This is a genomic window from Candidatus Thermoplasmatota archaeon (genome assembly GCA_035540375.1).
Classification (GTDB): Archaea; Thermoplasmatota; SW-10-69-26; order JACQPN01; family JAJPHT01; genus DATLGO01.
The window spans coordinates 17,460-42,881 of the sequence record DATLGO010000100.1 but is presented as its reverse complement, the minus strand read 5'-3'; the positions used below and the strand labels follow the sequence as shown (position 1 = coordinate 42,881).

General features: G+C 70.8%; 25 protein-coding genes. 16 read left to right on the top strand and 9 right to left on the bottom strand.

The features are described 5' to 3' along the window. Window positions 1-223: 223 nt before the first annotated feature. Window positions 224-1,981 carry a winged helix-turn-helix transcriptional regulator gene (locus VM889_12265; GenBank protein HVL49326.1) on the bottom strand — a complete coding sequence of 586 codons (1,758 nt, stop codon included), beginning with the start codon at window positions 1,979-1,981 and terminating at the stop codon, window positions 224-226. Between the two features lie 180 nt (window positions 1,982-2,161). Between VM889_12265 and VM889_12260 the strand changes: the two genes are divergently transcribed. Then, a complete protein-coding gene (locus VM889_12260) occupies window positions 2,162-3,334 on the top strand; it encodes a hypothetical protein (protein HVL49325.1) in 1,173 nt (390 codons plus the stop codon). Between the two features lie 3 nt (window positions 3,335-3,337). Here the strand turns inward: VM889_12260 and VM889_12255 are convergent, their stop codons facing one another. Next, complete coding sequence (locus VM889_12255) at window positions 3,338-3,856, bottom strand: hypothetical protein (GenBank protein ID HVL49324.1); 519 nt, start codon at window positions 3,854-3,856, stop codon at window positions 3,338-3,340. 119 nt (window positions 3,857-3,975) lie between these two features. Here VM889_12255 and VM889_12250 point away from each other — a divergent pair, with 119 nt between their 5' ends. The 8 genes from VM889_12250 (at window position 3,976) to VM889_12215 (ending at window position 10,329) form a co-directional block, all read left to right on the top strand. Beyond that, window positions 3,976-4,170 carry a hypothetical protein gene (locus VM889_12250; GenBank protein HVL49323.1) on the top strand — a complete coding sequence of 65 codons (195 nt, stop codon included), beginning with the start codon at window positions 3,976-3,978 and terminating at the stop codon, window positions 4,168-4,170. Between the two features lie 40 nt (window positions 4,171-4,210). Then, window positions 4,211-6,223 carry a ribosome rescue protein RqcH gene (gene rqcH, locus VM889_12245; GenBank protein HVL49322.1) on the top strand — a complete coding sequence of 671 codons (2,013 nt, stop codon included), beginning with the start codon at window positions 4,211-4,213 and terminating at the stop codon, window positions 6,221-6,223. Continuing rightward, window positions 6,220-7,287: an mRNA surveillance protein pelota gene (locus VM889_12240; protein ID HVL49321.1), complete on the top strand. Its 1,068-nt coding sequence runs from the start codon at window positions 6,220-6,222 to the stop codon at window positions 7,285-7,287. The genes rqcH and VM889_12240 overlap by 4 nt, the downstream gene beginning before the upstream one ends. Window positions 7,288-7,324: 37 nt before the next feature. Beyond that, window positions 7,325-7,945, top strand: a complete 621-nt coding sequence (locus VM889_12235; protein ID HVL49320.1) for a hypothetical protein — start codon at window positions 7,325-7,327, stop codon at window positions 7,943-7,945. Window positions 7,946-8,002: 57 nt separating this feature from the next. After that, window positions 8,003-8,713, top strand: a complete 711-nt coding sequence (locus tag VM889_12230) for a hypothetical protein (protein HVL49319.1) — start codon at window positions 8,003-8,005, stop codon at window positions 8,711-8,713. Window positions 8,714-8,781: 68 nt separating this feature from the next. Further along, entirely contained in the window at window positions 8,782-9,342 is a 561-nt protein-coding gene (locus VM889_12225; GenBank protein HVL49318.1) for a hypothetical protein, read from the top strand. Between the two features lie 163 nt (window positions 9,343-9,505). Next, the gene (locus tag VM889_12220; GenBank protein ID HVL49317.1) at window positions 9,506-9,997 is read left to right on the top strand and encodes an SRPBCC family protein; all 492 of its coding nucleotides are present in this window, start codon (window positions 9,506-9,508) and stop codon (window positions 9,995-9,997) included. A 74-nt stretch (window positions 9,998-10,071) separates the two neighbouring features. Then, complete coding sequence (locus VM889_12215) at window positions 10,072-10,329, top strand: hypothetical protein (GenBank protein HVL49316.1); 258 nt, start codon at window positions 10,072-10,074, stop codon at window positions 10,327-10,329. On the opposite strand, the gene VM889_12210 is transcribed toward VM889_12215, so the two are convergent. The 3 genes from VM889_12210 to VM889_12200 all read right to left on the bottom strand — a co-directional run bounded on the left by VM889_12210 (window position 10,330) and on the right by VM889_12200 (window position 14,407). Then, window positions 10,330-10,662: a hypothetical protein gene (locus VM889_12210; GenBank protein ID HVL49315.1), complete on the bottom strand. Its 333-nt coding sequence runs from the start codon at window positions 10,660-10,662 to the stop codon at window positions 10,330-10,332. 186 nt (window positions 10,663-10,848) lie between these two features. Continuing rightward, window positions 10,849-11,202: a hypothetical protein gene (locus tag VM889_12205; GenBank protein ID HVL49314.1), complete on the bottom strand. Its 354-nt coding sequence runs from the start codon at window positions 11,200-11,202 to the stop codon at window positions 10,849-10,851. Between the two features lies 1 nt (window position 11,203). Further along, entirely contained in the window at window positions 11,204-14,407 is a 3,204-nt protein-coding gene (locus tag VM889_12200) for a hypothetical protein (GenBank protein ID HVL49313.1), read from the bottom strand. 362 nt (window positions 14,408-14,769) lie between these two features. Between VM889_12200 and VM889_12195 the strand changes: the two genes are divergently transcribed. Genes VM889_12195 through folD form a run of 3 tightly spaced genes read left to right on the top strand, consistent with a single transcriptional unit; the run spans window position 14,770 to window position 17,208 of the window. After that, complete coding sequence (locus tag VM889_12195) at window positions 14,770-15,465, top strand: NUDIX hydrolase (GenBank protein HVL49312.1); 696 nt, start codon at window positions 14,770-14,772, stop codon at window positions 15,463-15,465. Between the two features lie 46 nt (window positions 15,466-15,511). After that, window positions 15,512-16,336 (top strand): HVO_0476 family zinc finger protein, encoded by an 825-nt coding sequence (locus VM889_12190; protein HVL49311.1) that lies wholly within the window; start codon window positions 15,512-15,514, stop codon window positions 16,334-16,336. Continuing rightward, window positions 16,333-17,208, top strand: coding sequence for a bifunctional methylenetetrahydrofolate dehydrogenase/methenyltetrahydrofolate cyclohydrolase FolD (gene folD / locus VM889_12185; protein HVL49310.1), 876 nt, complete (start codon window positions 16,333-16,335; stop codon window positions 17,206-17,208). The genes VM889_12190 and folD overlap by 4 nt, the downstream gene beginning before the upstream one ends. Here the strand turns inward: folD and VM889_12180 are convergent. Further along, a complete protein-coding gene (locus VM889_12180) occupies window positions 17,205-18,002 on the bottom strand; it encodes a hypothetical protein (GenBank protein HVL49309.1) in 798 nt (265 codons plus the stop codon). The two genes, folD and VM889_12180, sit on opposite strands and share 4 nt — an antisense overlap. A 281-nt stretch (window positions 18,003-18,283) precedes the next feature. Between VM889_12180 and VM889_12175 the strand changes: the two genes are divergently transcribed. Together VM889_12175 and wecB are read left to right on the top strand one after the other, a co-directional pair. Continuing rightward, entirely contained in the window at window positions 18,284-19,606 is a 1,323-nt protein-coding gene (locus tag VM889_12175) for a nucleotide sugar dehydrogenase (protein HVL49308.1), read from the top strand. Then, the gene (gene wecB, locus VM889_12170; protein HVL49307.1) at window positions 19,603-20,661 is read left to right on the top strand and encodes a UDP-N-acetylglucosamine 2-epimerase (non-hydrolyzing); all 1,059 of its coding nucleotides are present in this window, start codon (window positions 19,603-19,605) and stop codon (window positions 20,659-20,661) included. The genes VM889_12175 and wecB overlap by 4 nt, the downstream gene beginning before the upstream one ends. Here the strand turns inward: wecB and VM889_12165 are convergent. Together VM889_12165 and VM889_12160 are read right to left on the bottom strand one after the other, a co-directional pair. Next, complete coding sequence (locus tag VM889_12165) at window positions 20,655-21,332, bottom strand: hypothetical protein (GenBank protein HVL49306.1); 678 nt, start codon at window positions 21,330-21,332, stop codon at window positions 20,655-20,657. The two genes, wecB and VM889_12165, sit on opposite strands and share 7 nt — an antisense overlap. Window positions 21,333-21,357: 25 nt before the next feature. Then, the gene (locus VM889_12160; protein ID HVL49305.1) at window positions 21,358-21,948 is read right to left on the bottom strand and encodes an MEDS domain-containing protein; all 591 of its coding nucleotides are present in this window, start codon (window positions 21,946-21,948) and stop codon (window positions 21,358-21,360) included. Between the two features lie 86 nt (window positions 21,949-22,034). Here VM889_12160 and VM889_12155 point away from each other — a divergent pair, with 86 nt between their 5' ends. Further along, window positions 22,035-22,535 (top strand): hypothetical protein, encoded by a 501-nt coding sequence (locus tag VM889_12155; GenBank protein HVL49304.1) that lies wholly within the window; start codon window positions 22,035-22,037, stop codon window positions 22,533-22,535. Window positions 22,536-22,809: 274 nt separating this feature from the next. Next, on the top strand, window positions 22,810-23,991 hold the full coding sequence (locus VM889_12150) for a TraB/GumN family protein (GenBank protein ID HVL49303.1): 1,182 nt from the start codon (window positions 22,810-22,812) through the stop codon (window positions 23,989-23,991). Here the strand turns inward: VM889_12150 and VM889_12145 are convergent, their stop codons facing one another. Beyond that, window positions 23,992-25,395, bottom strand: a complete 1,404-nt coding sequence (locus tag VM889_12145; GenBank protein HVL49302.1) for a metallophosphoesterase family protein — start codon at window positions 25,393-25,395, stop codon at window positions 23,992-23,994. Window positions 25,396-25,422: the final 27 nt, after the last annotated feature.

Genomic DNA, 25,422 nt, shown 5'->3' with positions numbered 1-25,422 from the left:
GCCTGATCCTGTCGCCCACGCGGGCGGGGGGACGGCGACGGCCGCGGGGAGCGCGACGGCGCCGAGCGCGAGGAGGACGACGCCGAGCGTGATCGCGCGATGGAGCGACATGGAACAGCCGGCCGGGCTTCCGCGTCAGGCTATAAAGGGTTTCTCCGAAGACCGGCTCTGCGACCGGCCTTCGGGAGTCAACCTTCCGCTGTCGCCCGCGTGGGCGACAGGATCAGGCGTCCTCGTTCTTCTGTGCGGGGCGGGGCAGCGCCGCGGGCGGCGCGGGCGTCGGCTCGTCGCTGTGGAGCCGCGGCGCCTGGCCGGCATCGCCGAGGAGGGGCGCGCCGTCGGGCGACTTCGGGTAGCAGTACGTCTCTCGGCCCTGCGCGACCTTCGAGATGTAGCCCATGCGCTCGAGCTTCTTGATGTGGTAGTGGAGCGCCTGGCGCGAGAGGCCGAGGCGCTCGGCGATGCGCGCCTGCGTCGAGCCGGGGTTCGCGGCGATGTCCTCGAACACGTCGCGCTCGATCTTGCGGAGCGCCGCGACGGGCGGGGCCTCGCGCGCCGCCTCGCGCGGGCGGCCGGCGGCCGTGTAGTAGCGCTTGAAGAGGCCGGACTCCTGCGTCGTGAGGATGCCCTCGCGCTCGAGGCGGTACAGGTGGTACGAGAGCGTGCCGTACGAGAGTTCGAGCGCGCGTCCGATGCGGCGCATGTGGATGCCGGGGTTCGCGGCGATGTAATCGAGGATCTTGCGGCGCTTGTCGTGCGCGAGGAGGTCGTTCGCCTGGATGCGCGTGTAGAACGGCAGCGCCACGCGGAACGCGAGCTGACGGCCCGCGTCGGTGAGCGTGATGAAGAGCGTCGCGAGCGCGCCGCCCGTGACGGCCGTCGCCACCACGACCGCGCGGATCTCGCCCGCGATGTCCGTGACGGCGACGCCCTGGCCTTCGACGTGGACCTTCGACGGGTCGAAGGCGCTGTCGCGGATCGCGAGCGCGGTCGCGGGGCCGGGGAGGTGGAGGTCGTACTTCGTGCTCGTGAACGTCGCGTTCGCGACCGCGCCCTGCGAGAGGTACGCGGAGAGGCCGATCGCGTTGCCCGCGTACACGTCGCGGTCGCTTGCGAAGCGGAAGCCCGCGCCGCTCAGGTGGACGCCGATGGGGTTCGCGGCGATGAGGTTGTTCACGAGGCGGACCTCGGCCGCCGGGGCCGAGGCGCCGGCGGGGGCGCGCAGGTCGGACTGGACGCTGATCGCGGCGTGATCGCGCGAGACGCCCAGGTCCGTGGCGCGGATGCCCTTGAAGACGTTGTCCGCGAGGAGGAGCGTGGCGCCCCCGCCCGTCGCGGCGGCGACGGTCGCGGTCACGTCCTGGCCGTTGCGCTCGAAGGTGCTCCCGCGCGCCACGATGGCGCCGGGCGCGTCGAGCGTCGCGACGAGGCCGCGTCCATTGCCGTCGAAGACGTTGGACGCGAGGGTCGCCTCGATGGGGCCCGCGAGCGCGACCGCATGGCCGGCAAGGGTCGAGAACAGGCTGTCGGTGATCGTGAGGGTCGAGGTTTCCGTGGGCGTCGCGCGCACGCCGGATCCGGCGCCTTCGAAGCGCGCGTGCTCGATCACGAGGGCGCCCTCGAGGAGGACGACCGCGTCGCCGGGGACGTCGAAGAAGCGCGTGTGGCGGATCGTCGAGGTCTCGGCCGCGTGGGAGAGCAGGCGGACCTGGACGGCGGAGGTGATGGGCTTCTGGGCCGTGCCGTCCATGACGAGGACGCCGTGCACGACGAGGGCGCCGGGGCCCGTCAGCGTCGCGCCGGGCGCGATGACGAGGGTCTCGCCCGACCCGACGACGAGGTCCTGCGCCAGCTCGATCGGGCCGCTCAGCGTTGCGCGACCTGAACCGGTCTGGGCCCCGGCGGGTCCCACGAGGGCGATCATCGTCAGAAGGGCCAGGGCGACGGTCCATCCGGTCCGTCGCAGCGAGCGGCCTACCATGGCCCTCAGGTAGGCGAGCGGGCCATATGCACTTTGTCATGCACCCTTTTGACGATCAAAAAGCCTGTCAAATGCGGGGTATGTCTAGAACTTGGCTGAGAAGGCTTTTATGCTCCCCCGGGAAGTATCCATGCTTGCTCGCCCGGATCCCGGGTGGGCTCGTATTGGGGGCAACATCAGATGCGAACCACGAACCTCCGTGGCCTCTGGGCCGCGGTCGCCATCGGGCTCCTCGTCGCCGCGTTCCAGTTCCCGGCCGCCGGCGCGAACGAGGACTCGTCCATCTATGGCGTCTCGGACGCCGTGAACGTCAAGGGTCGCAAGACCGAGAAGGTCGATCCGGCGACGCTCACGCGGACCTCCGTCTCGAAGTACAAGGGTCTCCTCCTGACCGCCGACGCTGTCGAGAAGCTCGAGGCCCGCGGCCGCGCCCGCGAAGTCCTCGGCTCCGCCTTCGCGTCGAACCGTCTCCTCGCCGTCACGGACGGCTCGGTTGACGGCTACCTCGGCGTCTCCCCCTCGGGCGACGTCCCGATGGACGCCGAGGGCCGCCCGCTGCCCGCCCACGCCGGCAAGGCCTACGCGGTCCTCGCATCCGGCACGATCGCGACCTACACGCACGCGTACGCCACGCCGCAGATCCGCGCGGCGAAGTTCGCCTCGGACGCCGTCGCCTGGTTCGAGGGCCACGCCCTCGCCGAGCGCACGACCACCGGGACGGCGCAGGCGCACGCCGCGCACTGGACCCTCAAGCAGACCGCCTCCTTCTGTTACGAGCTGGAGCCGTACGGCAAGCTCTGCTACTCGGCCCGCTTCTACCAGAACAACGCCGACGGATCCTCCACCTACGATTGGTGGAACGTCGACATGGAGACGCTCACGAACCCCGGTTACAACCTCTATTGGACCGAGTGGCGCACGTCGACCACGTGGATGACGTCCGACGTGAACTACTACAACCCCGGCTCGCACCTCCTCGTCGACTGGGGTCCCGCGAACGCCTACGCGAGCGGCGGCTCGACGCTCTCGGTCGCCGTCGGCCCGCGCAGCGGCACGCACGGCGCGGTCCTCACGGACCTCCTCAGCTGGTCGTACTACATCGAGTCCATGGGCGTCGCCCAGGCCTCGAACACGCAGTACAGCGACGTCTACGTCCGCCACGACTTCGACTACGGCGGCGGGCCCACGACGTACCAGATGTCCACGTATCCGGGCTTCACGGTCCGCACCACCCAGGGGCAGTGTCTCTACATCCCCTTCACGAACAAGGCTGAGTGGCGCGAGTACACGTGGAATGGCCAGGACAACTTCTACAACACGTGGATCAACTCGTGGCGCCAGATCTGCCCGTGAGGGTCAGGACCCGCGCGCCGCGAGCGCAGCCTCGAGGTCCCCCTGGAGGCTGCGGGGCATGTCGGGCAGCTCGAGGAGCGCCTTCAGCTCGTCGACGGTGCGCAGCCGCGCGCGGACCGCCATGCGCGCCTGCGCCGTCTCCCGCTGGAGCACGACGGCCTCGAAGCGGTGCCACCCGTCCGCGAGCGCGCCCACGTGGAGGGCTTCGATGACGAAGGGCTCGTTCGTGCGCACGCGGCCCGGGAACGCGACCTCGGGCTTGCCGTCCGTGTGGACGAGCTCCCGGAGCCGCGCCCACGCCGTCCAGTAGAGGACGTCGTCCATCGCCGCGTACACGACCCCCTCGAGGACGGTGCCGGGCCAGCCGCAGTAGCGGTCGTCGAGCTCCGCCCGGGCGCGGACGACCTTCCCGTCGTCGAACATCCTCAGGCGGAGGCCGAGGGGGTTGCGCGGCCCGCACACCCAGCATGGATTGTCGCCGGGGTCGGTCGGAAGCTCCTTGCCGGGAAGCGAGGAGGGCATGCGGCCGCATCGGCCGAGGGAGCCTAAACCCTGCCCTTCCCGGCCGGGCACTTTCTCCCTACCCCCGCCGCGACGGTCTTGACGCGCGCGGTTGGTGGCCCGGCATCCGAGGGACGCGCATGTCCACCACCCTCCTCGTCGGAAAGCAGGTCGTCGGCCACGGGAACGAGACGGTCCTCGTCGAATCGCGCGCGGGCGGCGTGCGCCTCGTGCGCCGCGGGGGACAGGAGCTCTACGTCCCCGACGCGTGCCTCGACGACCTCGCCGCGGCGCTCGCCGCGTTCGCGCGCGCGGGGCGTCGCGTGTCCGCCTGATCTCCAAACCTTCTTGCCGTCCCCCCTTCTACGCCCGCCCATGAAGGAGGAGATGAACGCCTTCGACGTGCGGGCCCTTGCCCTCGAGCTGAGCCAGCTCGTCGGCGGCCGCTTCGACAAGGCGTTCCAGCCGGCCCGCCAGGAGGTGCTCCTGCGCTTCCGGCTCTCCTCGGGGGCGGTCGCGGACGACGACACGACGAAGCGCGAGCTCGCGGTCGCCGTCGGCCGCTGGGCGTGCCTGACGCGCACCCCGCGCGAGAACCCGGCCGAGCCGCCGCCGTTCGCGATGTCGCTGCGGCGCCATCTCTCCGGGGGGCGCGTGATCGGCATCCGCCAGCACGCCTTCGACCGCGTCCTCGAGATCGAGATCGAGCGCAAGGAGGGCGTCTTCACGCTCGTCCTCGAGTTCTTCAGCGACGGCAACCTGATCCTGTCGAAAGGCGGGAAGATCATCGTCCCGTTGAGCCACCAGTCGTGGGCGACGCGCGAGATCCGCCCGGGGGCCGACCTCGTCTTTCCGCCCGAGCGCATCGACCCCTTCACGATCACGCGCGAAGCCTTCCGCGAGAAGGTCCGCGGATCCACGAGCGACGCCGTTCGCACGCTCGCGACCGAGCTGAACCTCGGCGGACAATGGGCCGAGGAGATCTGCGCCCGCGCGGGCGTCGCGAAGAACACGCCTGTCGCGGAGCTCGCGCCCGAGGCCGAGGAGGCGCTCTTCGCCGCGCTCAAGGCCATCGTCGCGCGGTTCGAGCGCGGCGAGCTCGAGCCGGTGCTCGTCAAGCGGAAAGGCAAGAAGGTGGACGTCGCGCCGCTTCGCCTCGCCGAGCACGAGGGCGCCGAGGTCGAGACGTTCCCGACGTTCAACGACGCGCTCGACGCCTACTTCGGCGCGCCCTCCGTGATCGAACGCGTCGACCCGCGCGTGAAGAAGCTCAACGAGGAGCGCGCCCGCCTCGACCGCATGCTCGCGGTCCAGAAGGCCGCGGTCGAGAAGTTCGAGCGCGAAGGCGTCGAATACCGCGAGAAGGGCGACCTTCTCTACGCGCACTTCGACGTCGTCTCGCGCGTGGCGACGAAGCTCATCGAGGCCGCGCGCGCGTCCGGCTGGCCCGACGTGCAGGCCAAGCTCAAGGAGGCGCGCAAGGCCGGCCACCCCGACGCGAAGACCATCGAATCGGTGAATCCGGCCGACGGCACCGCGACCCTCGCGGTCGAGGACTACGAGGGAAGGCCGATGCGGGTGAAGGTCGACCTCACGAAGAGCGTCCAGGAGAACGCCGAAGCCTGCTACGAGCGCGCGAAGAAGGCGCGCGAGAAGCTCGCGGGCGCCGCGACCGCGCTCGCGATGACGGAGGACAAGAAGCGGCGCCTCGAAGCCGAGGGCGCGAAGGTGCTCGCGGAGGTCGAGCGCGCGCGCACGAAGCCGAAGGCGACGAAACGCTTCTGGTACGAAGGCTACCGCTGGTTCCTCGCGAGCACGGGCCACCTCGTCCTCGGCGGCCGCGACGCGTCCTCGAACGAGAAGCTCGTGAAGAAGCACCTCGGCGACGCCGATCGCTACGTGCACGCCGACATCCACGGGGCGCCGAGCGTTGTCGTGAAGGCGGACGCCGAAGGCGGGGTTTCCGACGCGGCGCTCGCGGAGGCGGGGGCCTTCGCCGTGTCGATGTCGAAGGCGTGGGCCTCGGGCCTCGCCTCGGGGGACGCCTACTGGGTCGCGCCGACCCAGGTGTCGCGCACGCCCAACCCGGGCGAATTCCTCGCGAAGGGCGCCTTCATCATCCGCGGCAAGCGCAACTACGCGAACCATTCCGTCCGCCTCGCGGTCGGCGAGGTCGAGATCGACGGCGTCCGCAAGATCATGGGCGGACCGCCGCCCGCGGTGAAGACGCGCGCGAAGCGGTGGCTGGAGATCGAGCCCGGCGAGCGCGGCGCGAACGACCTCGCGAACGCGCTCTCGAAGGTCTTCGACGTGCCCGTCGAGGAGATCCAGCCGCTCCTGCCGCCCGGGCCGCTCCGCGTCGTCGCCTCGCAGGGAGTCGACGCATGAGGATCCTCCATCAGGACGCGCAGGCGAACCTCGTCCGCGTGCGTCCCGACTCGATGGACGATCTCTACCATCTCGCGCAGATCGTGCGGAAGGGCGACCTCGCGACGGCGGTGACGCAGCGCACGCCCGATCTCGGAGACAAGGACAAGGCGCGCGCCGGCAAGGCCGAGAAGCGCACGATGACGCTCACCATCCGCGTGGAGACGATCGAATTCGCCGTGTTCTCGAACCGGCTTCGCCTGCTCGGCCCCATCGTCGAGGGCCCGCAGGACCTCGGCATGTACCACACCCTCAACGTCGAGGAGCGGGTGGACCTCGCGATCGTGAAGCCGTCCGGCTGGCGCGATCACGAGCTCCTGCGCCTCAAGGAATCGATCGACGCGACCGAGAAGCCGCGCGTCACCTTCCTCGCGATCGAGGAGAACGAGGCCGTGGTCGCGGTCCTGCGCCAGTACGGCGTGCAGAAGATGGCGGACATCGTCGGCCACCAGTCCGGCAAGCGCTTCGCGTCGTCGGGACGCGACGAGGAGGCGTTCTTCGACGAGATCCTCCTCGCGCTCAGGGACTACCGGGGCGAGAGCTCGCCGCTCATGATCGTCGGGCCGGGGTTCGCGAAGGAGCGGTTCATGGACCACGCCCGCGCGAAGCAGCCCGACCTCGTGAAGGGCGCCGCGGTCGAGGGCACGGGCCAGGCCGGCATGGCGGGCGTGCAGGAGGCGATCCGTCGCGGCGTCGTGGACCGCGTCGCGAAGGAGAATCGTGTCGCGCTCGAGACGCGCGCCGTCGAGAGCTTCCTCGAGGCGCTCGCGACGAACGCGCCCGCCGCCTACGGTCCGGTCGCGATAGAGCGCGCGCTCGAGGCGGGCGCCGTCGACCTGCTCCTCGTCACCGACGCGATGCTGCGCGGCGGGGGCGAGGGCGAAACACCGGCGGAGCGATGGCTCGCGCTCGCGAAGCGCTCGGGCGGCCGCACGCTCGTCGTGAGCGCCGTCCACGAGGCGGGCCTCAAGCTCGCGGCCCTCGGCGGCGCGGGCGCGACCCTGCGCTACCGCCTCGAAACGTGAGGCAAGGCTGAAGCATCGCCGCATCCGACGCCGACGCATGACGCGCCGTCTCTACCGCATCGCCGTGCGGCCGGGCGAGGAAGGCACGTTCCGCAAGGCCGCCGTGGGGCTGACGGAAGACGTCGCGCGGGAGGTCGGGCTCGACCGATTCGCCCTGTTCTACCAGGGATCGACCGCGTGGCTTCTCCTCGAAGGCGCGGTCGAGGAGCCGGCGAAAGCCCTCTTCGAATCCTCGAAGACGCGCAAGGCGGCCGAGGCCATGGCGGCCCACTCCGATTTTTCGGCCGATCGCGCCGCGTCCCTCGCCGTCGCCGAGACGTTCCACGAAGGCGCGGCGGGCGCAGGCATCCCGCTCGCCTTCGGCCTCCGCATCCTCCCGGGCCACGCGGCGGCGTTCCGGGCGGCCGCCCTCGGTTGGCGCGCCGACCCGTTCCTCGGGGCGGGGGCGAGCGAAGCGGCGCTCTTCGCGGGCGACGAAGACGCGTTCCTCGTCGTCGGCGCGCCCGACGCGCATTTCGTGGAGAGGCTCGTCGGCGACCCCGCGGCGCGTCGCGTGCTCGCGGACATCGCGCGCCACACGGACCTCACGCTCTCGGACCCGTCGCGCGATGCGCTCGTCGAGGTGCATCACGCGCTCGATGTCTCGCGGGCCTGGTGAACTAGGGCCCTCCGGACGTCCCGCGGGGCTCATGACCGCGCGGGCCGACCTCTCCGCGTGGCCTGCCGACCCTTCCGAGCCTTCGCGCTCGCGCTCCTCCTCGTCGCGCCCAGCGCGCTCGCCCAGGGCGAGAGCCTCGCGACCTACGAGGTGACGTGGTCCGTTTCCCGCGAAACGTACACCGCGACGGGCCATCTCGTTCCGGGGGAGACGCGGCTCCTGCGCCTGCGCGTCGAGACGATGAACGTCACGCAGGTCTCCGCCACGGTGTCGTGGAACGAGACGGACGACCCCGTCGGTCTCTCCGGCCCGGACACGTTCAGCGCGTCGCTCTACATGCCCGACAAGTCCCGCGCGCCCGGGTCGCCCGTGGCTTCCGCGTCGGGGAAGCTCGACGTGCGCGCCGTCGTCGCGAGACCGCCCGAGTCCATGTCGGTGCGGGCCCGAGACGCGGACGACCTCCGCGCCAAGCTCGCTTCCTATGCGTCGTCCTCGGGCTCGGGCGCATGGCACCTCGAGGTCCGCCTCGAGGATGTCGGCAACCCGCACCGCGCCGAGGTGGACAAGGGCAATTCTTTCGACGTCGTGATCACCGTGCACGCCTACGAGGCCGCCGCGATGCGCATCGTCACGCTCGCGCCCGCGCCGCGCTCGGGGGGCCAGGCCTTCGGCGCGGGCTTCGAAGAGATGGGGCTCTGGACGTGGGCGTCGGGCGCGCTCGCGGTCGTCGCCCTCGGGCTCGGCGGCGTCCTCTGGCGCCGACGATGAAGGCTTCTGTCCATGGTCGTTTCCCGGAGGGAATGAATCTTTATAGTCGCTCAAACCCATGGTGACGCATGTCCCCTCGGCCCCTGGCCCCCGGCGGCGGCGTGATGCGCCCCAGGGCGCCGGCCGGCTCCCCGGCCGCCTCGAATCCCGCGGTCGAGAAGCTGGAGCGCGACTGCCTCAAGCTCATCGACACGCTGAGCGAGATCCAGCGCTCGGGCGAGGACCAGACGCTCCGTCTCATCGCGGAGCGCAGCGGGATCTCGAAGGACGAGGTCAACCGCTACCTCAACCCCCAGGTGAACGAGGTGTACAACCTCGAACGCCTCCTCGTCGTGCGCGCCCGCAACCGTCCGCTCTACAACTACCTCATCGTCTCGGGTCCCCCGAAGGTCGAGGAGGGCCGCTGGGCCGGCATCCAGGCGAACACCTCGAAGTTCGTGCTGTTCAACGCGGTCGCGCAACGCTACGGCTGGAACGTGAAGTTCATCGGCGAGCGCGGCCTCATCGTGGACCTCGAATACCGGGGCATCCGCGAGATCGCGCCCGAGCGCATGGGCCGCGCCTTCGACGGTCAAGGCCCGATCCTGCAGCTCGATTCCCTCGGGGGCGGGCCCGGGTCGCCCTCCTGAGCTGACGCCAGCGCGCGCTTGCTCGTCGACGCGAGGTCGCTCGCCGTCCCGGCGCGAGGCCTTGCCGGTCGGCGTCCAGAAATCCTGAAGCATCCTCCCGCCCCCTGTCGCGGGGCGCCTTGCGCGAAGCGGGCGCCGACCGAAGGCTCCGGGACGTGACGTCATGCGTTCAACGACGAGATCCGACGAGGCTGCGACGGCGAACACGGTCGTTCTCGAGCGCCATCTGCGCGCGCCGCCCGAGCGCGTGTACCGGGCGTTCCTCGAACCCGACGCGATGGAGAAGTGGCTGCCACCCCATGGCTTCACGGGCAAGGTGCACGAGATCGACGCGCGCGTCGGCGGATCCTATCGCATGAGCTTCACGAACTTCGGGACGGGGACGAGCCACAGCTTCCGCGGAGACTACGTCGAGCTGAAGCCCCACCGCACGATCCGCTACGTCGATCGGTTCGACGACCCCGGCCTGCCGGGCGAGATGGAGGTCTCGATCCACCTCCGTCCCACGCGCGCGGGCTGCTTCGTCCAGATCACCCAGACGGGCATCCCGTCCGCGATCCCGGTCGAGTTTGCGACGATGGGCTGGCAGGAATCCCTCCTCCAGCTCGCCGCCCTCGTCGAGCCCTCGATTCCGGACGGCCCCCCCGAGGGTTGAGCCGATCCGCGCGGGGCGCGGGCTTGGCCGCCGCTCGCGAACCGTTATATACGGCCATGCGACTCCGCCGGATCATGGCACGGTTCGCAACCCTGAGCGAGCCCAAGGCGGTCCTCGCGTGGAGCGCCCTCGTCGCGTTCCTGGTCATCGTCCTCCTCGCGGGCGTCACGCAGCGCGAGGTCGGCGGCTGGCCCTACGCGCTCGGCCTCCTCGCGTTCGTCGGCGGCATCGCCGCGCGCGAGGACTCGATTCCGATGCTCGCGCTCATCGGGCTCTGCATCTTCTCGATGCTCGACATTGTCCTGCGCGTCGGCATCCTCGGCCCGGTCTGATCACGTCAGCCGGATCTCGGCGATCGCGTCGCCCTTCTTCGTCTCGAGGAAGATCTGCGTCTGGTCCAGCCGGATCATGCGGAGGCGGAAGGACACGCGCTCCTCGTAGAGCGGGATGTTCAGCTCGATCTTTGGCATGAGGTAGTCGAGCCCGTTCGACGCGAGGTTCGACATGTCGTAGAGCGAGGCCTCGTACTCGTTGAGGAGGGGCGCGATCTCCGCGAGCATCGACTCGACCTTCTTCCGCACGCGCTCGTTCGGAACCTCGCGTCTCGTCGTGGTCGCGTTCGCGGGCGGCGACCACCACTCGATGCTCACGTGCACGGCGCGCATGGCTTCGGCGCCTGCTCGGGCGCTTCCCCGATATGAGGGCGATGGATGTGGCGCGAGGCGGCGGGGCGGATCCACGCCCTGACGTCGCGGGACATCGGCGCCGCGGCTGGCCGGGCGCGTCCAGAAAAAAGAGGGGCAAGCCCCCGCGGCGTGTTGGAGCCGCCGCGGGGGTCTAGCGTTCGTCGTCTAGCCGGAGCGCTCGGGGCGGGAGGCGCCGCCCGTCGCGGGACCGCTCGCGCCGACCGCGCCGTGCGGCGGGAGGGCGTTCGCCACCGCGCCGGGGCCGGGCGAGGCGCCCGAGCCTTCGGAGGCGGGCGCGCCGTCCGTCTTCATTTCCGCGAAGTACGCGTCCAGCGCGCGCTCGACCGTCTCCGAGATGTTGTTCTCGGAGAACAGCTTGAGCGCGTGCAGCTTGATGTGCTGCCGGATCGGGAGCTTCACCTTGATGCTCTTGCGCTGTTCGAGGTCGCGGTTGCCCTGGTGGACGAAAAGTCCCCAGTTCGGGTCGTCGGCGTTGTAGTTGCTCAGCTTCTTGGTCATTTTACGCCCTCCGGCGGACGAGCAGGACGGTCTCGGCCGCCACGAGGAGGCCGAGGAAGATGGTCGCGTACATGAAGATCGGCGGCGCGCCGGCGTCGCGCTCCTTCAGCGTCACGGTGTGCGTGCTGAAGTGCGGGATGACGACGAGCACCTGCGTGCCCATCTCGCCCGCGAGGATGTAGTAGACGGGGTCCGTCTTCCCCTCGGGGGTGAGCACGTCGGCGTAGTTCGCAGCCTGCTTCACGGGCTTGCCGTCGACGAGGATCTCCGCGTCGCCGGTCGCGAGGCCCTGGATGGTTTCGCGGTCGAGGCTCACGATGAGCGTCTTGCCGGCCGAGACCGCGCTCGACACGGTGACGTCCACGCGGTCCTTCGTGGCCGCCGTGACCATCTGGATCGTGTTGTAGTACGACGAGGTGACCGCCGTCGTGACGGTGCCCTCGTGGCCCGCCGCGACGCTCGACACGGCGCCGAGGTCGAGGCCGGCCGCATCGAGGCCGGTGACGGCCTCGAGGCTCGCCGCGCCGCTCGCCGCGCGCGGGATGCCCTTCGCGGAGAGGGCGTGGCCGCTCTGCACGAGGACGTGGCCCGCGACCGCGCCGCGCGCGACCGCGTCGTTGATCATCGAGCGCTCGGCGTTCGAGAGCTCCGTCTCGATGCCGAAGTGCGTGCGGAAGATCATCTGGCTGCCCTCCTCGAGGTGGGCCTTGACGCGGCCCATCGAGAGCAGCTCGAAGGCGCTGCCCGGGGCGGGGCGACCGTCGAGGTTGGTGATGATCATCGAGCCGAGGTAGGCGCCGTTCGCCGAGGCGATCTCGACGACCGACGGGCTCGCGCGCGTCGCCTCGATGCCCGAGGCGAGGGTGAAGCCGACGTCGTTCGCCTTCTTCGCGACGACACGCATGTAGGCGCTCGTCGTGTCGCTGAACTCGAGCTTGCTCTCCGCGTTCTCGAGGAGGAGCTGCGGCGCGCCGTCCGAACCGGACGAGATGAAGCCGCTCGAGCCCGAGGCGATCGAGGCGAAGACCTTCGTGCCGGTGGAGATCATCGTGAAGTCGTTCACGATGCCGGCCTTCTGGTCGGACTTCAGGCTCACGAAGTTGCCGACCGCGCGGCCGTCGTAGAACAGCTTGAACGCGCCGAAGGCGTCCGAGCGCGTGAGCGCGGCGGCCGTCTCGTCGATGCGGCTGCGGATGACGACGAGCGCGTTGCCCGCCGCGGCCTCGCCGGCGTTGACGACGATCCGCGGGTCCGCGCTGAGCGTCGTGTCGACGAAGTACTTGGGATACGGCGTCTGGGCGAGGACCTCGTCGAGCGAGCCCACCGCGACCGCGCCCTTGCCGGCGACGGTCACCGCGATGTCGCGGGGCGACTTCGCGGCGAGGCTCGACCCGCGGCTGTCGAACACGAAGCTCGAGGCCGCGCGGGTGCCCGCGTGGTAGTCGATCTCGAAGGCGCCGCGCTGGGCCTTGTTGATCTTGAGCTCGGCGCTCTCGTAGTACGCCATCGCGTGGTGCGCGATCTTGTCGGAGTTGAAGCCCGCGAGCACGTGGCTGCCGATCTTGCCGTCGGCGACCGCCTGGGCGAGGATCGCGTCCGTCGCGCGCTCCTCGGCCGCGTGGCCGGAGCGGAAGATGACGCGCGCGCCCTCTTCGAGCTCGGCATCGAGCCGCGAGGCGCCCGAGAGCATGAAGCGGGACGACGCCGTCGGGGCGCCGTCGGAGCGCACGAGGACGATGTGGCCCTCGAAGCCGTTCGGGCCCTCGAGGAAGGCGACGCTTTCGGACACAAGGCGCGCCTTGACGTCCTTTGCGAGCGTGAACGCGCCCTTCGCCTCGCCGCGCGCGTCGAGGACGAGCGTGGCGTAGGCGTCGTCGTAGAGCTTGAGGTCCGCCTTGAGACCGCGGATCGAGATCGCGTGGGCGCCGTCGACGCCGAAGGACGCGATGCCCGAGTCGTCCACCTTGACGCTCTCGAAGACGTTCGTGCGCGTCTCGAGGATCGTGAAGTCGTGGACCGCGACCACGGACTTGTTCACGAGGCCGGTGGCGAAGGCGCCCGCGAGCTTGCCGTTGTCGAACAGGCTGAAGGAGCCCGAGACGGCCGCCTCGCGCGCGGCGCGGGCCTCGGATCGGGCCTGAACAGCGCTCGAGGCGTCGCCCTCGCGGAGGGGATTCGCCGTGATCGAGATCTGGTGCTGGGCCGACGCGGAGAAGGAGGGCGTCGAGACGAGGACGAGCGTGCGACCGCCGTGCGTCTCGGCGAAGAAGGCCGCCTGGCCCTGGCGGAGCGCGTCCTCGACGCGGGCCGCCGAGTCGACGCGCTTCGCGAGCGCGCCGTTCACGTACACGGCCGCCGAGGAGGCCGGCGCGCCGAGCGACTCGTAGGCGAGATCGTAGGAGAGCATCGCGGGCTTCGCGCTCGCGGCCGTCGCACGGAGCGACGTCTCGACGGATCCGGGGACCGCCGTCGAGGTCGAGGTCTGGAAGCCGGCGAGGTAGTCGATCGCGGAGTGGGCCTGCGTGTTGCCCGAAAGCTCCGTGACGACGTGGCTCGAAAGCCGGCCGTTCGCGAGCGCCGAGGTGAGCGCGTTCACGTACGCCTTGTCGGCGAGGTAGACGGGGCGGGCCTGGAAGGCGACCTCGCTTCCGGGCTTCAGGGTCGCGACGAGGTTGCCGCGGGCGTCCATGCGGAAGCCTTCGGCCTCGCTCGCGGGGCCGTTCGCGCCCACGACGACGAGGCTGCCGACGTAGGAAGCGCCGCTCCAGAGGTCGGCGATCTTGCGGGACGCGCTGAGCTCGGGCTGGATGGCGTGCGCGAGGTCGTAGCGGACGATCGCGTCCGAGACGGCCTCGATCCGCATCGCGCCGTTGATGTTGTCGTGCATCGACACGATCGCGTTCGAGCCCTTGAGGGTGAGGGCGGAGGATCCGACGCCGCGGATCTTCTCGGCCTGCGAGAAGCCGTCGATGGAAACCTTGTTGAAGACCTTGACGCCGAGCGCGAGGGCCTGGTAGCCTTCGAGCACGCCGCGCGATTCGGTGATGCTCGCGGCGACGTTGGAGCCGCTCGCGAGACCCGCGGCATCGACGAAGATCTCGCCCACGCTCCGGACGTTCAGTTGCGATTGAGCGCTGGCCGCCGGCACGAAGGCGCTCGTGACAAAGAGCGCGGCCGCGGCGAGGATGACGAGCCTGGTGTTCATGCGGTTTCCACCTCGGTCCGCCCGAGCGTTCGGACGGACACAGAGGGTGTTCCCCGGGCATGCCTTATGAAGCGCCGACGATCGTGTGATCCGGCCAACCGCCCCGAGGGGAACAATGGGAACCGGGGCCCGCGGTCACGGGAGGCCCATGAAGGCGCGCGCCGCGGGGCCGCCGTTCGCCCCGGCCCAGGCGAGAAGGGCGAGGGCCGCCAGGAACAGCACGAATCCGCGGGCGTCGCGACGCACGCCCCCGACTCGGCGCGCCCCCTATATGTCCGCGCGCAACGGCCCCGCGGGCGCCGCGGACCGCCGGCCCTCGGGCGCCCGTCGTCCTTTTGTGCCATGCCACGGATGGCCGATTCGTGCCGGGCCGGACGCTCCTCTACGTCGAGCACGACGGGATGGTGTACCTCGTCGAGCGCGACGGCGTCCTCACCTTCCCGCGCCCGGAGGAGATCCCGTTCGAGGCGGACCGGAAGGTCGAGATGCGCTTCGAGGACACGGTGGTCTGGTACTGCGTCCCCCGGCTCGACGCGTGGCCCCGGCACTGGATCCCGAAGGACCGCGTCCCGGCCCTTTCGAACGTGGACCCCCTCGTCCAGAGGGCTGTGAACGCGAGCCTCGTCCGCGAGGTGAGCGGCGCCCTCGTCGTGCGCGCGGGCCGCGACGGGACGGCGGAGGTCCTCATGGTGAAGGCGAGCCGCGGCTTCACGAAGGGGATGTGGAACATCCCGGGCGGTTTCGTCCAGTACGGCGAGTCCCCCGAGGAGAGCGTGGTCCGGGAGATCGAGGAGGAGACGGGCCTCGCGATCGAGGTCGAGGCCCTCCTGGGGGTCTACTCGGAGCGCTTCGCGAGCCCCTACTTCATGCGCGGCCACATGTTTCTCGCGCGCGCCGTCACGGAAGCGCTCGACCTCGACCCGGACGAGATCGCCGAGGCTCGCTGGATGCCCGCCCGCGAGGCCTACGAGGTCACGCTCAACCCGTTCGCGCGCCAGGCGCTCGACCGGCTCGACCGGGACCGCGGCGTGCTCCGGGGCCGCCCCTGGGCGCGGTGATGCGGCCGCCCAAAGCCTTATCGCAGGCACCCTCCTAGGCGCGCCCATGCCCCGTCGCGAGACCCCGGCCGAGGAAGACTTCGAGGATTTCGAGGTCGAGGAGGTCGACGAGGAGGACGAAGGGTCCGCCCCCGGCGTACCGAAGTCCGTCGAGGTCCGCTGCAAGGGCTGCGGCGAGGAGACCGTCCACAAGGTCGTCTCGGGCCGCGTCGGCGCGCGCCGCGGCTTCACCCTCGAAGCGACCGTGACCTGCGAGGAATGCGGCACCACGCACCGCGTCGTCGTCAAGGAGGCGCCCGAGGTCAAGATCCCCGCCATCGTGAGCCGCGGCGCCACGAGCGCGCGCACCTCCATCGAGATCCCGGGGGACGACGTCGTCTCCGAGGGCGACGACTTCATCGTGGACGGCCGCGCGGCCGTCGTCACGGGCATCGAGCTTGCGGGCGCGAAGCGCGTCGGGAGCGCCGAGGCCTCGCGCATCCTCACCCTCTGGCTCAAGGACTTCGAGGAGGTCCGCCTGCGCTTCACGGTGAACATGGGCGACAAGACGATCGCGAAGGACATCGTCGTGGATCCCGCGACCGAGGTCGCGGTCGGCCAGGAGTTCGTCCTCGGCCGCCTCCGCGTCACCGTCCACGGCATCAAGACCACGCAGCGCCTCATGCGCCGCGGCACCGCCGTCGCGCGCGACGTCACGCGCCTCTTCGCGCGGCCCACGCAGCTCCCCGAGAGCGAGAAGGCCCGCAAGGAGCGCAACTACAAGCGCGCGAAGGCGCTCGGCATCCCGCTGCGTCCCCCCGAGGAGACGCTCGACAAGGACGAGGAGCGCGCGGCCCGCAGCGCCGACCGCCGCGGAGGCCGCGGGCGATGAGCGCGCGCCTCCTCGACGGCCGCCGCGTCGCCGAGACGGTGCGCGCGGAGGTCGCGGAGGGCGTGAAGCGACTCGCCGGGAGCGGCGCGGCGCCGGGCCTCGCGGTCGTCCTCGTGGGGAACGACCCGGCGAGCGAAGTCTACGTCGCGAGCAAGGACCGCGCCGCCCGCGAAGCGGGCATCCGCGCCTCGACGATCAAGCTCCCCGCGACCGCGACCGAGCGCGAGGTGCTCGACGTCGTGGCGCGCCTGAACGCGGACGACGCGGTGGACGGCATCCTCGTGCAGATGCCGCTCCCGAAACAGATCGACGCGCGCAAGGTCCTCGCCGCCGTCTCCCCCGGGAAGGACGTGGACGGCTTCCACCCGATCAACCAGGGCCTCCTCCTCGAAGGCCACCCGCGCTTCGTGCCCGCGACCCCGCGCGGCGTCGTGGAGCTCCTCGCGCGCGAGCGCGTCCCGCTCGAAGGCAAGGACGTCGTCGTCCTCGGCCGCTCCACCATCGTCGGGAAGCCCCTCGCGGCCCTTCTCCTCACGAAGGGCATCGACGCGACGGTGACCGTCGCCCATTCGCGCACGCGCGACGTCGCCGCGCACACGCGCCGCGCCGACGTCCTCGTCGCGGCGATCGGCGTCCCCGGGTTCGTGAAGGCGGACATGGTGAAGCCCGGCGCCGTCGTCGTGGACGTCGGCATCAACCGCGTGCCCGACGCCACGGCGCCGAAGGGCTCGCGCCTCGTCGGCGACGTGGATTTCGCGCCCGTCTCGGCCGTCGCCTCCGCGATCACGCCCGTTCCGGGCGGCGTGGGCCCGATGACCATCGCGATGGTCCTCGCGAACACGCTCGACGCGGCGCGGATGCGACGCGCCTAGCCGACGAGCCCAAGCGCGCCCTCGAGGAGCCCGTTCGCCTCGCGCGTCGCGCCGTCGACCGGCGCCCCGTCGCGGATGACCCGGTCGGGCGCCGCGCCGCGGGCGGGCGAAAGGAGCGCCTTCACCGTCTCGACGGCGCCCTTCACCGCGTCGAGCGCAGCCTCCGCGACCGCGGCGACGGCGTCCGCGCCGCCCGCGAGCGCGCCCTTCGCCGCGGCCGTGGCCGCGTCGGACGCGCCGAGCGTCGCGTCGCGCGCGTCGGCGCCGGCGCCCGCGAGGCCCGCGACGGCGGCGAGCGCGCCGTCGGCGGCGCCGCGCGCCGACGCCGTGGCGGCATCGAGGGCGGCAAGCGGGAGGCCGAGGAGGTCGGTGACGAACTGGCGGACCGTCGCAACGAGGCCCACGAGGACGTCGGGGGCCGAGGTCGGATCCTTGGCGATGCGGTCGACGGCGTCCTGGGCGGCGTCGGCGACGTCCTGCGCGCCGGCGACGGGCTCGCTCACCGGGTCGACGGGCGCGGGTTCGGCGGCGGGCGGCTCGTCGCTCGGGGCCGGGGGGATGGGACAGGTGTCAGGGGTGAGGCCCGTTGCGCGGTGCGCGACGCAAAGCGCGAAGACGACGTCCTGGGCGGGGTCGGCGGCGCGGCCCTGCGCGAAGCCGGCGGGGTCGGCGGCGGCCTCCGCGGCGGCCCCGGCGGCGTACGCGACGGGGTCCTGCGCGGCGGCGAGCGGCGTGAGAAGGACGAGCGCGAGGAGCGCGGAGCGGAAGGCCGAGCGGGCGGACACGGGCACCACGCCCGGGGTTCCGCGCCGCCCGCCTTCAACTCCGTGGATGGAGGCTTTGATCGAGCGTCAGACGGTCGTCTCGACGCGCTCCTCGGCCCGGTTCTTCCGATACCAGTTCCACGCGGCCCCCGCGAGGGCCGCGACCATCATCCAACGTGAGAGCTTCATGCGGCTCACCGGGCGGACTCACGCGCGCCCCCCGGAAGGCCGTTCTGACCCCGCCGTCGATGCTCGGCATCCGAGCGGAAGAACCACCAACGCTTAAGGGAGCGATGGCGCATCGCGTCGCCGTGGAAGACCGGCGCGTCGTCGTCATTGGCCTTGGTTACGTCGGCATCCCCGTCGCCGCGAAGCTCGCGGACGTCGGGTACGACGTGACGGGCCTCGACCTCGATCGCGCGAAGGTCGACGCGGTGAACGCGGGCCGATACCCCATCCAGGGTAACGAGCCGGGCCTTCCGGAGCTGCTCGCCCGCGTGGTCGCCGCGGGACGCCTCCGCGCGACGACGGACCCGGAAGCGATCGCGCAGGCGGACGTCGTGTTCGTGAACGTGCAGACGCCGTTCGACGTCGAGGCGTTCGAGCCCCGCTACACCCACCTCGCCGCCGCGCTCGGCGACGTCGGGAAGCGGCTGCGGAAGGGTATGCTCGTCATCGTCGAAAGCACCATCGCGCCGACGACGATGGACCGGCTCGCGCGGCCCACGCTCGAGAAGGCGTCGGGCCTTGTCGCGGGTCGCGACTTCGACCTCGTGCACTGCCCCGAGCGCGTCATGCCGGGGAAGCTCCTCAAGAATCTCACGACGCTCGCGCGCGTCGTGGGCGGCGTCACCCCCGCGGCGGCCGAGCGCGCGTCGCGCATCTACCGCCGCATCGTGTCGGCCGACCTGGACACGACGGACATGCTCACGGCGGAGCTCGTGAAGACCGCCGAGAACACGTACCGCGACGTGCAGATCGCGTTCGCGAACGAGCTCGCCCGCATCGCGGAGACGCTTGGCGCGGACGCGTGGCGCGTGCGCGAGCTCGTGAACAAGGTGCCCGAGAGGCACGTGCATCTCCCCGGCCTCGGCGTCGGCGGGCACTGCATCCCGAAGGACCCGTGGCTCCTCGCGCACGGCACGAAGGGCCGCTATACGCCGGAGCTCATCGTGCGCGCCCGCGCCGTGAACGAGGCCGCGCCGCAGGCCGCGGCCGCGCTCGTCGAGCGCGCCCTCGTCCGCGCGGGCGGGTCGGTCGCGGGGAGCCGTGTCGCGATCCTCGGCGCCTCGTATCTTCCCGATTCCGACGACACGCGCCACGCCCCGACCCTCCCGCTCGCGCGGGCGCTCGCGGCGAAGGGCGCGACGGTCGCGATCCACGATCCGTTCGCGAAGCGGCTCGAGGAATTCCCCGTGGAGGCCGACCTCGAGACGGTCGTGAAGGACGCCGACGTCATCGTCCTCGCGACGGCCCACGCCGCGTACCGCGCGCTCGATTGGGGCCGCCTCGCGAAGCTCGCGCGCACGCGTGTCCTCGTCGACGGCCGAAACACGGTTTCCGCGGAGGCCGCGCGCAAGGCGGGCTTCGCCGTTTCTGCGGTCGGTCGCGGCCTCGAAGGGGGTTCGGCTTGAAGATCGCGAGCGTCGTCGGCGCGCGCCCGCAGTTCATCAAGGAGGCGCCCGTCGGGCGCGAGCTCCGCACGAAGCACGACGTGGTGCTCGTCCACACGGGCCAGCATTACGACCATGCGATGAGCCAGGTCTTCTTCGATGAGCTGGGCATTCCGCGCCCGGACCACAACCTCGGCGTCGGGTCCGGGTCGCACGGCGCCCAGACGGGCGAGATGCTCGCCGGCCTCGAGCGCGTCTTCGTCGCCGAGAAGCCCGACCTTGTCCTCGTCTACGGCGACACGAACTCAACGATCGCGGCGGCGCTTGCGGCCGCGAAGCTGCACATCAAGGTCGCCCACGTCGAGGCGGGGCTGCGCAGCTTCGACCGCGCGATGCCCGAGGAGATCAACCGCATCCTGACGGACCACGCCTCCGACGTGCTCTTCGCGCCGACGGAGACGGCGGTGCGGCTCCTCGCCGCGGAGGGGATCACGAAGAACGTTCATCTCGTCGGCGACGTCATGATCGAGGCGCACCGCGACGCCGCCGAGGCCGCGCGCAAGCGCGACGTCCTCGGATCCCACGGCCTCGCGCCCAAATCCTACCTCCTTGCCACGATCCACCGCCCGTCGAACACGGACGACCCGGCCGCGCTCAAGGAGATCCTCGCGGCCTTCGGCGAGATCGGCGAGACGATCGTCTTCCCGCTCCACCCGCGGACGAAGGCCCGCATCGACCAGTTCGGTCTCGCGATTCCGCGAAACGTGCGGATCGTGCCCCCCGCTGGCTATCTCGAGTTCGTCGCGCTCGAAGCGGGCGCGAAGCGCATCCTGACGGACTCGGGCGGCGTGCAGAAGGAGGCCTACTTCCTGCGGGTGCCGTGCGTGACGCTCCGCGAGAACACGGAGTGGACGGAGACGGTCGAAGACGGCTGGAACGTGCTCGTCGGGAGCGATCGCCGCAGGATCGTCGAGGCCGGGCGCTCGTTCACGCCGGCCAAGCCCCCGAGCGCGCGTTTCGGCGCGGGCGACGCGTCCCGCCGCATCCGGGAGATCCTGGAAGCGGGCGGCTACTGAGCCTTCGCGGCCCGGCGTTTCCGGATCGCGATCGCGACGGCCACGATCGCGCCGATCGCGGCCGCGACGCCCACGAGACCCCATTTGAGCGTCGGCGATTCGACGCTCTCGAACACGTAGGCGGCGAAGAGCGTCCATGCCGCGACCGAGATGATGGCGCTCGCCGCGAGCACCGGCACGAGGATCGCGGGACGGTAACCCGCGGCGCGGCCGATCAGGCTCGCGATGAGGGCGCCGCCTGGAAAGAACGGGATCCAGAGGCTGAGCGCGAGGATGGTGATGCCCGCGGCCTCGGTCCGCTGGGCGAACGCATCGAGCTTGTCCCCAGGCTTCTCGATGAAGCGGTGGATGAACGGGATCTTCAGGGCGCCCCGACCGAGGGCGCAGGCCATCGGGTAGCCGATGAGGAGCACCGCGGCGTCGTGCGCAACGGCGCCAAACGCGGTGAGGAGCGGCGAGAGGCCGCCCGCGAGGCCGACCGACACACTCGTCTCGCGGCCGATGAAGAAGTGGGAGACGGCCTGCACGAGCATGGCGCGCCCGGCGGCCTCGTCCGCCGCCCAGACGATGGCCAGTACGACGAAGAAGGCGAGCGAAAGGGCAAGGCCGGCGAGGAGCGCGTAGCGTTCGACAGGGTCGTGAGGGAGGTACCTCGGGCCGCCGGTCGCCATCGGCCGGCGAAGAGGACGGGTTCTCTTAAACTGCCCGGTCGTGCCATCTTGTCGTCGAAGGCTGGCGCGGCTCCGGCTCGAACCGGTAGCCGTGCGTTTCGAGAACGCGCGCGACGACGTCGGGATCGCGGAGGTCCGGCTCCCGGTAGGCGCAGACAAGGCCGGCTTCCGAATCGAGGCGACGGCCGAGCCAGGCCTCGAACTCGAACCACTCGTCCACACGATCCGAGTCGAAGTAGGTCCGGCTTGCGTCAACGAACAAACGGAGGCCCGATCGCCCCTCCTCCACGGCCGCGTCGATGAGCGTCGAAACGGTCCTCGCCACGTGCTCGACATCGATCGAGCCGTCCCGCTCGAAAGCGGTCTGGTAGAAGCTCACGAGCACGAGCCGGTCCTCGGCGAGGGTCCGCGCTCCGGGCCGAGCCCGATCGAGGAACGCCCAGGCTTCCTCGTCGTCCCGGAAGGCGTGGACGAATACCATGACGTCCCCCGCCGCGATGCCGTCGTCGATGAAGCGTGTGATGGCCCTGAGCAACCCGTCGCCATCCCGATAGACGTTGACCGCGTGCATGTGTGGCCGGACGTCCGATCGCCCCTCGAGGGTGTTCAGCGGCATGAAACGACGATCGATTTCCTCCATTGGTGAGCTTTGCGGCCGCGGTATGTATGGTGCTTATGCGTGAAGCGGGATCGAAGGGCATCATGACGCCGGCCGTGGTGGACGACATCCTGCGCGCCGCCCTTGCGGCCGAGGCCTCTCGGTATGTCGAGAAGGGCCTGACGGTCGTTCTCGACCTCGAGGCGCGCGGAGAAGTGTCCAACCACGATCGCGCGATCCGGAAGGCGCTCGAAACCATCGTCCGCATCGTTCCGGCGCGCGCCGTCCCCGGATCGGCAGTCTGCTTCACCACGCGCGATCGCGCCGGGGGCGACGTCGAGCTTTCGTTCGAGACCCTGGAGCGGTTCGGAACCGGAATCGAGGAGGACGATGCGGAGGCCGCGCTGAAAGGCCCTCACGAAGATCTCCTGCGGGTCGTCATGTTCGCGCTCGAGGTGGCGTGTCGCGGACGGACGACCGCCTCCGTGACGCCGCTCGACGCCGCCGAAGGATCGCGGCGCGTGACGGCGCGGGCGCTCATCCCTTCCCTGTGTCGCGACGGCATCGATCCCACGGGGATCAAGGCGCGACAGGAATCGGTGTGACCGTCCGTTCGGCGATCCGGCCGAAACGCCGGCGACTTCGGCCGCGCGGGCGCGAAACCGAGGCGCCCACGCCGAGCGCGTCGCGACGGCGGCCCTCGAGCCGCGCCTTGCGGTCCGGGCCACACGGGCGAGCAGCCGACGGAGCCCATGCGTAGCGTCGGCATGGGTCGCGGCGCCCTCCCGCCGGAGGATGACGGTGTCGGTTCAAGGTTCGAACGTCGACGGAGGGGACGCCTTCCTCTTTTCCCAACTTTTAAGTGAGCCGGAACTTAACGTGCCCGAAGGTCCCCTCCCCATGCGCGTCGATCTTCCGGGCGTCGTTCTCGTCGGCACCGCGCACGTCTCCGCGAAGAGCGTCGAGGAAGTGAAGCAGGTGCTCGCCGAGGTGCAGCCCGACACCGTCGTCGTGGAGCTCGACCCGCCCCGTTACAAGGCTCTCATGGACAAGCAGGCCTGGGAGGAGACGCCCATGAGCGCGCTTCTCAAGGGGGGTCAGGCGTACTTCGTGCTCGCGCAGACGCTTCTCGCGAGCCACCAGAAGCGGATGTCGAAGGAGGGCGGCGCGGATCCCGGCGCGGAGATGCTCGAGGCCGTCCGATTCGCGGAGGGCTCGAAGAAGGATCTCGTCCTCGCGGACCGCGACATCGGAGTGACGTTCAAGCGGGCCTGGCGGCGCATGGGCGCGCGCGAGAAGGGTCGGATCTCGTGGGAATTCATGAAGGCGTTCTCGGGCGCCGACGAGGTGCTCGACACGGACGAGATCATGGAGGAGGACGCCCTTTCCGCGATGATGGAGGAGCTGGCGCGGATCGCCCCCTCGGTCAAGACGGTCGTCCTCGACGAGCGCGACGCGGTTCTCGCCTCCCGCATCCAGGAGGCCCGCGCGAAGGGCGGGAAGGTCGTGGCGGTGCTCGGCGCGGGTCACGTCGCGGGCGTCGCGAAATACCTCGAGGATCCCCGGACCATCCCCGAGCGAGCGCCCCTCGAGACGGTGCCCCCCAAGGGGTTTCCCCTCGGCGCGGCGATCGGCTTCGCGCTCATCGGCCTCGTGATCGCGGTCTTCGCATGGCAGCTCTATCTCGGCGTCACGACGGGCGACTTCGAGAAGCTCAAGGACATCGCCGTCACGTGGGCGCTCTTCACGGGCGGCGGGGCCGCGCTCGGCGCTCTCGCGGCGCTCGCGCATCCGCTCTCGATCCTCTCCGCGATGGTCGTCGCGCCGCTCAAGCCCCTGAGGCCGACGATCGGCACGGGGCCCATCGTCGGATTCATCGAGGCCTGGCTGCGCAAGCCCACGATCGGGGATTTCCAGGCCGTCCGGCGCGTCGAGAAGCTCGGCGACTTCTATCGCAACCGCGTGCTGCGCGTCCTTCTCGTCGCGGCCTTCACGGGCTTGGGAGCGCAGATCGGCTTCCTCCTCGCGCTCACGTATGTCGTGCCGGCCGGGTTCTTCTGATCACGCGCGCCGCGCGACCCAGGCCGCAACGAGGATCGCGAGCGCCGCGAAACCGACGGGCCCGGCGGGCGTCGCCTTCGGATCCTCGTCCGCGCCGCCTGACCGCGAAGCGGCGCGCGAGGCGCGGCTTTCGAGGGTGAATGCGTCGAGGACTTTGCCGTCGAGGTCGACGGCCTCGACCGTCAGCCGGTCGCCGTCGAAGGCCAGCGAGAGGTAGTGGAACGCCCGCGCGCGCGCCGCCTCCCAAGCGGGCGGGGTCTCGTTGCGGAACTCGTAGAGGGCGCGGCCAGCGCCGCCGCTCACGACATACACGATGCCATCGGGATGGGGTTTCCAATCGAGAAGCGGCTTCGAGCGCTCGTAGAGGTGGTCGTGGCCTTGGAGCACGAGATCGGGTTTGTGCCGCTCGAACACGGGAAGCCAGAGCGCATTCAGGATCGCATTGGGTCCGTGCTTGCCGTCGCTCACCATCGGCCGGTGGAAGAACGGGATGACCCACTTGATGGCGGGGTCCGAGCGGGCGGCGGCGAGCTCGCGCTCGATCCATTCGACTTGCGCGTCGTTTGCCTCGTCCGTGCACTTGGTGTAGCCCGTCTGCATGGGCGTCGCGCCGGGGATCACGCGGCGAACGCACGCGTTCTCCGAGTCGAGCGCGATGAAGCGGGCGGTCCCGAACGTGAACGCGTAGTGGTGTTCGCCGGGAGCGGATGGCATCGGAAGGCGCGCGACGTAGTTCTCGACATCGATCGTCTTGTCGATGTCGTGGTTCCCGATCGCCGCCATGTACGGGACCGTCGAGGCGAGCGGCTCCGTGGTGAGCTGCCAGCCGTCCCAGGCGCCATAGCTCACGTCGCCGAGGTGAAGATGCAGGTCCGGATTCCGCGCGAGCACAGCCTTGACGACTTTGCCCGTGGGGTCGGATTCGTTGTAGCGGGCCCCGACGCCGTTGACGCTCGAACCCGCGACGGTCGTGCGGTCGTAGGCGCTCCCCTGGTCGCCGTACGCGGTCACGACGAAATGATCCGTCCCCGGTATCGGCGGCGTCGTGAAGACGCGGTCCTCCGTCCATCCGTGGAGATCGGACCCGACGCGGTAATGGATGTCGGTCGCGGGAGGAAGGCCCGCAAGGCGCGCGCTCCAGACGATGGACCACTCGCCCTGGAGGCGCGCGGACGTGCCCGTCGCGACCGAGCCATACGCAGTCGTAGGCCCGTACTGCACGACGGGCGCGGGCGAGGGACCCGGCGCGTCGGAGGCCATGAGCCACACGATGCGCGCCGCGGTCGGGTCCGCGTCGAGCGCCACGTGGAGCCCGGACGGCGCGACCGACCAACCCGGGGGAAGTTGCGCAAGCACGCCAGGGGCGAGCGCGAGGAATGCGACCAAGAAGGCGAGGCGCCGCATGCCCTCGTCAGGCGGCGACCCGTCAAG

What these genes read in the sequence shown, in the direction of transcription:
- VM889_12265 (HVL49326.1), bottom strand. Translation starts at nt 1,981, where the DNA reads ATGGTAGGCCGCTCGCTGCGACGGACCGGATGGACCGTCGCCCTGGCC.
- VM889_12260 (HVL49325.1), top strand. Translation starts at nt 2,162, where the DNA reads ATGCGAACCACGAACCTCCGTGGCCTCTGGGCCGCGGTCGCCATCGGG.
- VM889_12255 (HVL49324.1), bottom strand. Translation starts at nt 3,856, where the DNA reads ATGCCCTCCTCGCTTCCCGGCAAGGAGCTTCCGACCGACCCCGGCGAC.
- VM889_12250 (HVL49323.1), top strand. Translation starts at nt 3,976, where the DNA reads ATGTCCACCACCCTCCTCGTCGGAAAGCAGGTCGTCGGCCACGGGAAC.
- rqcH (HVL49322.1), top strand. Translation starts at nt 4,211, where the DNA reads ATGAAGGAGGAGATGAACGCCTTCGACGTGCGGGCCCTTGCCCTCGAG.
- VM889_12240 (HVL49321.1), top strand. Translation starts at nt 6,220, where the DNA reads ATGAGGATCCTCCATCAGGACGCGCAGGCGAACCTCGTCCGCGTGCGT.
- VM889_12235 (HVL49320.1), top strand. Translation starts at nt 7,325, where the DNA reads ATGACGCGCCGTCTCTACCGCATCGCCGTGCGGCCGGGCGAGGAAGGC.
- VM889_12225 (HVL49318.1), top strand. Translation starts at nt 8,782, where the DNA reads ATGTCCCCTCGGCCCCTGGCCCCCGGCGGCGGCGTGATGCGCCCCAGG.
- VM889_12220 (HVL49317.1), top strand. Translation starts at nt 9,506, where the DNA reads ATGCGTTCAACGACGAGATCCGACGAGGCTGCGACGGCGAACACGGTC.
- VM889_12215 (HVL49316.1), top strand. Translation starts at nt 10,072, where the DNA reads ATGGCACGGTTCGCAACCCTGAGCGAGCCCAAGGCGGTCCTCGCGTGG.
- VM889_12210 (HVL49315.1), bottom strand. Translation starts at nt 10,662, where the DNA reads ATGCGCGCCGTGCACGTGAGCATCGAGTGGTGGTCGCCGCCCGCGAAC.
- VM889_12205 (HVL49314.1), bottom strand. Translation starts at nt 11,202, where the DNA reads ATGACCAAGAAGCTGAGCAACTACAACGCCGACGACCCGAACTGGGGA.
- VM889_12200 (HVL49313.1), bottom strand. Translation starts at nt 14,407, where the DNA reads ATGAACACCAGGCTCGTCATCCTCGCCGCGGCCGCGCTCTTTGTCACG.
- VM889_12190 (HVL49311.1), top strand. Translation starts at nt 15,512, where the DNA reads ATGCCCCGTCGCGAGACCCCGGCCGAGGAAGACTTCGAGGATTTCGAG.
- folD (HVL49310.1), top strand. Translation starts at nt 16,333, where the DNA reads ATGAGCGCGCGCCTCCTCGACGGCCGCCGCGTCGCCGAGACGGTGCGC.
- VM889_12165 (HVL49306.1), bottom strand. Translation starts at nt 21,332, where the DNA reads ATGGCGACCGGCGGCCCGAGGTACCTCCCTCACGACCCTGTCGAACGC.
- VM889_12160 (HVL49305.1), bottom strand. Translation starts at nt 21,948, where the DNA reads ATGCCGCTGAACACCCTCGAGGGGCGATCGGACGTCCGGCCACACATG.
- VM889_12155 (HVL49304.1), top strand. Translation starts at nt 22,035, where the DNA reads ATGACGCCGGCCGTGGTGGACGACATCCTGCGCGCCGCCCTTGCGGCC.
- VM889_12145 (HVL49302.1), bottom strand. Translation starts at nt 25,395, where the DNA reads ATGCGGCGCCTCGCCTTCTTGGTCGCATTCCTCGCGCTCGCCCCTGGC.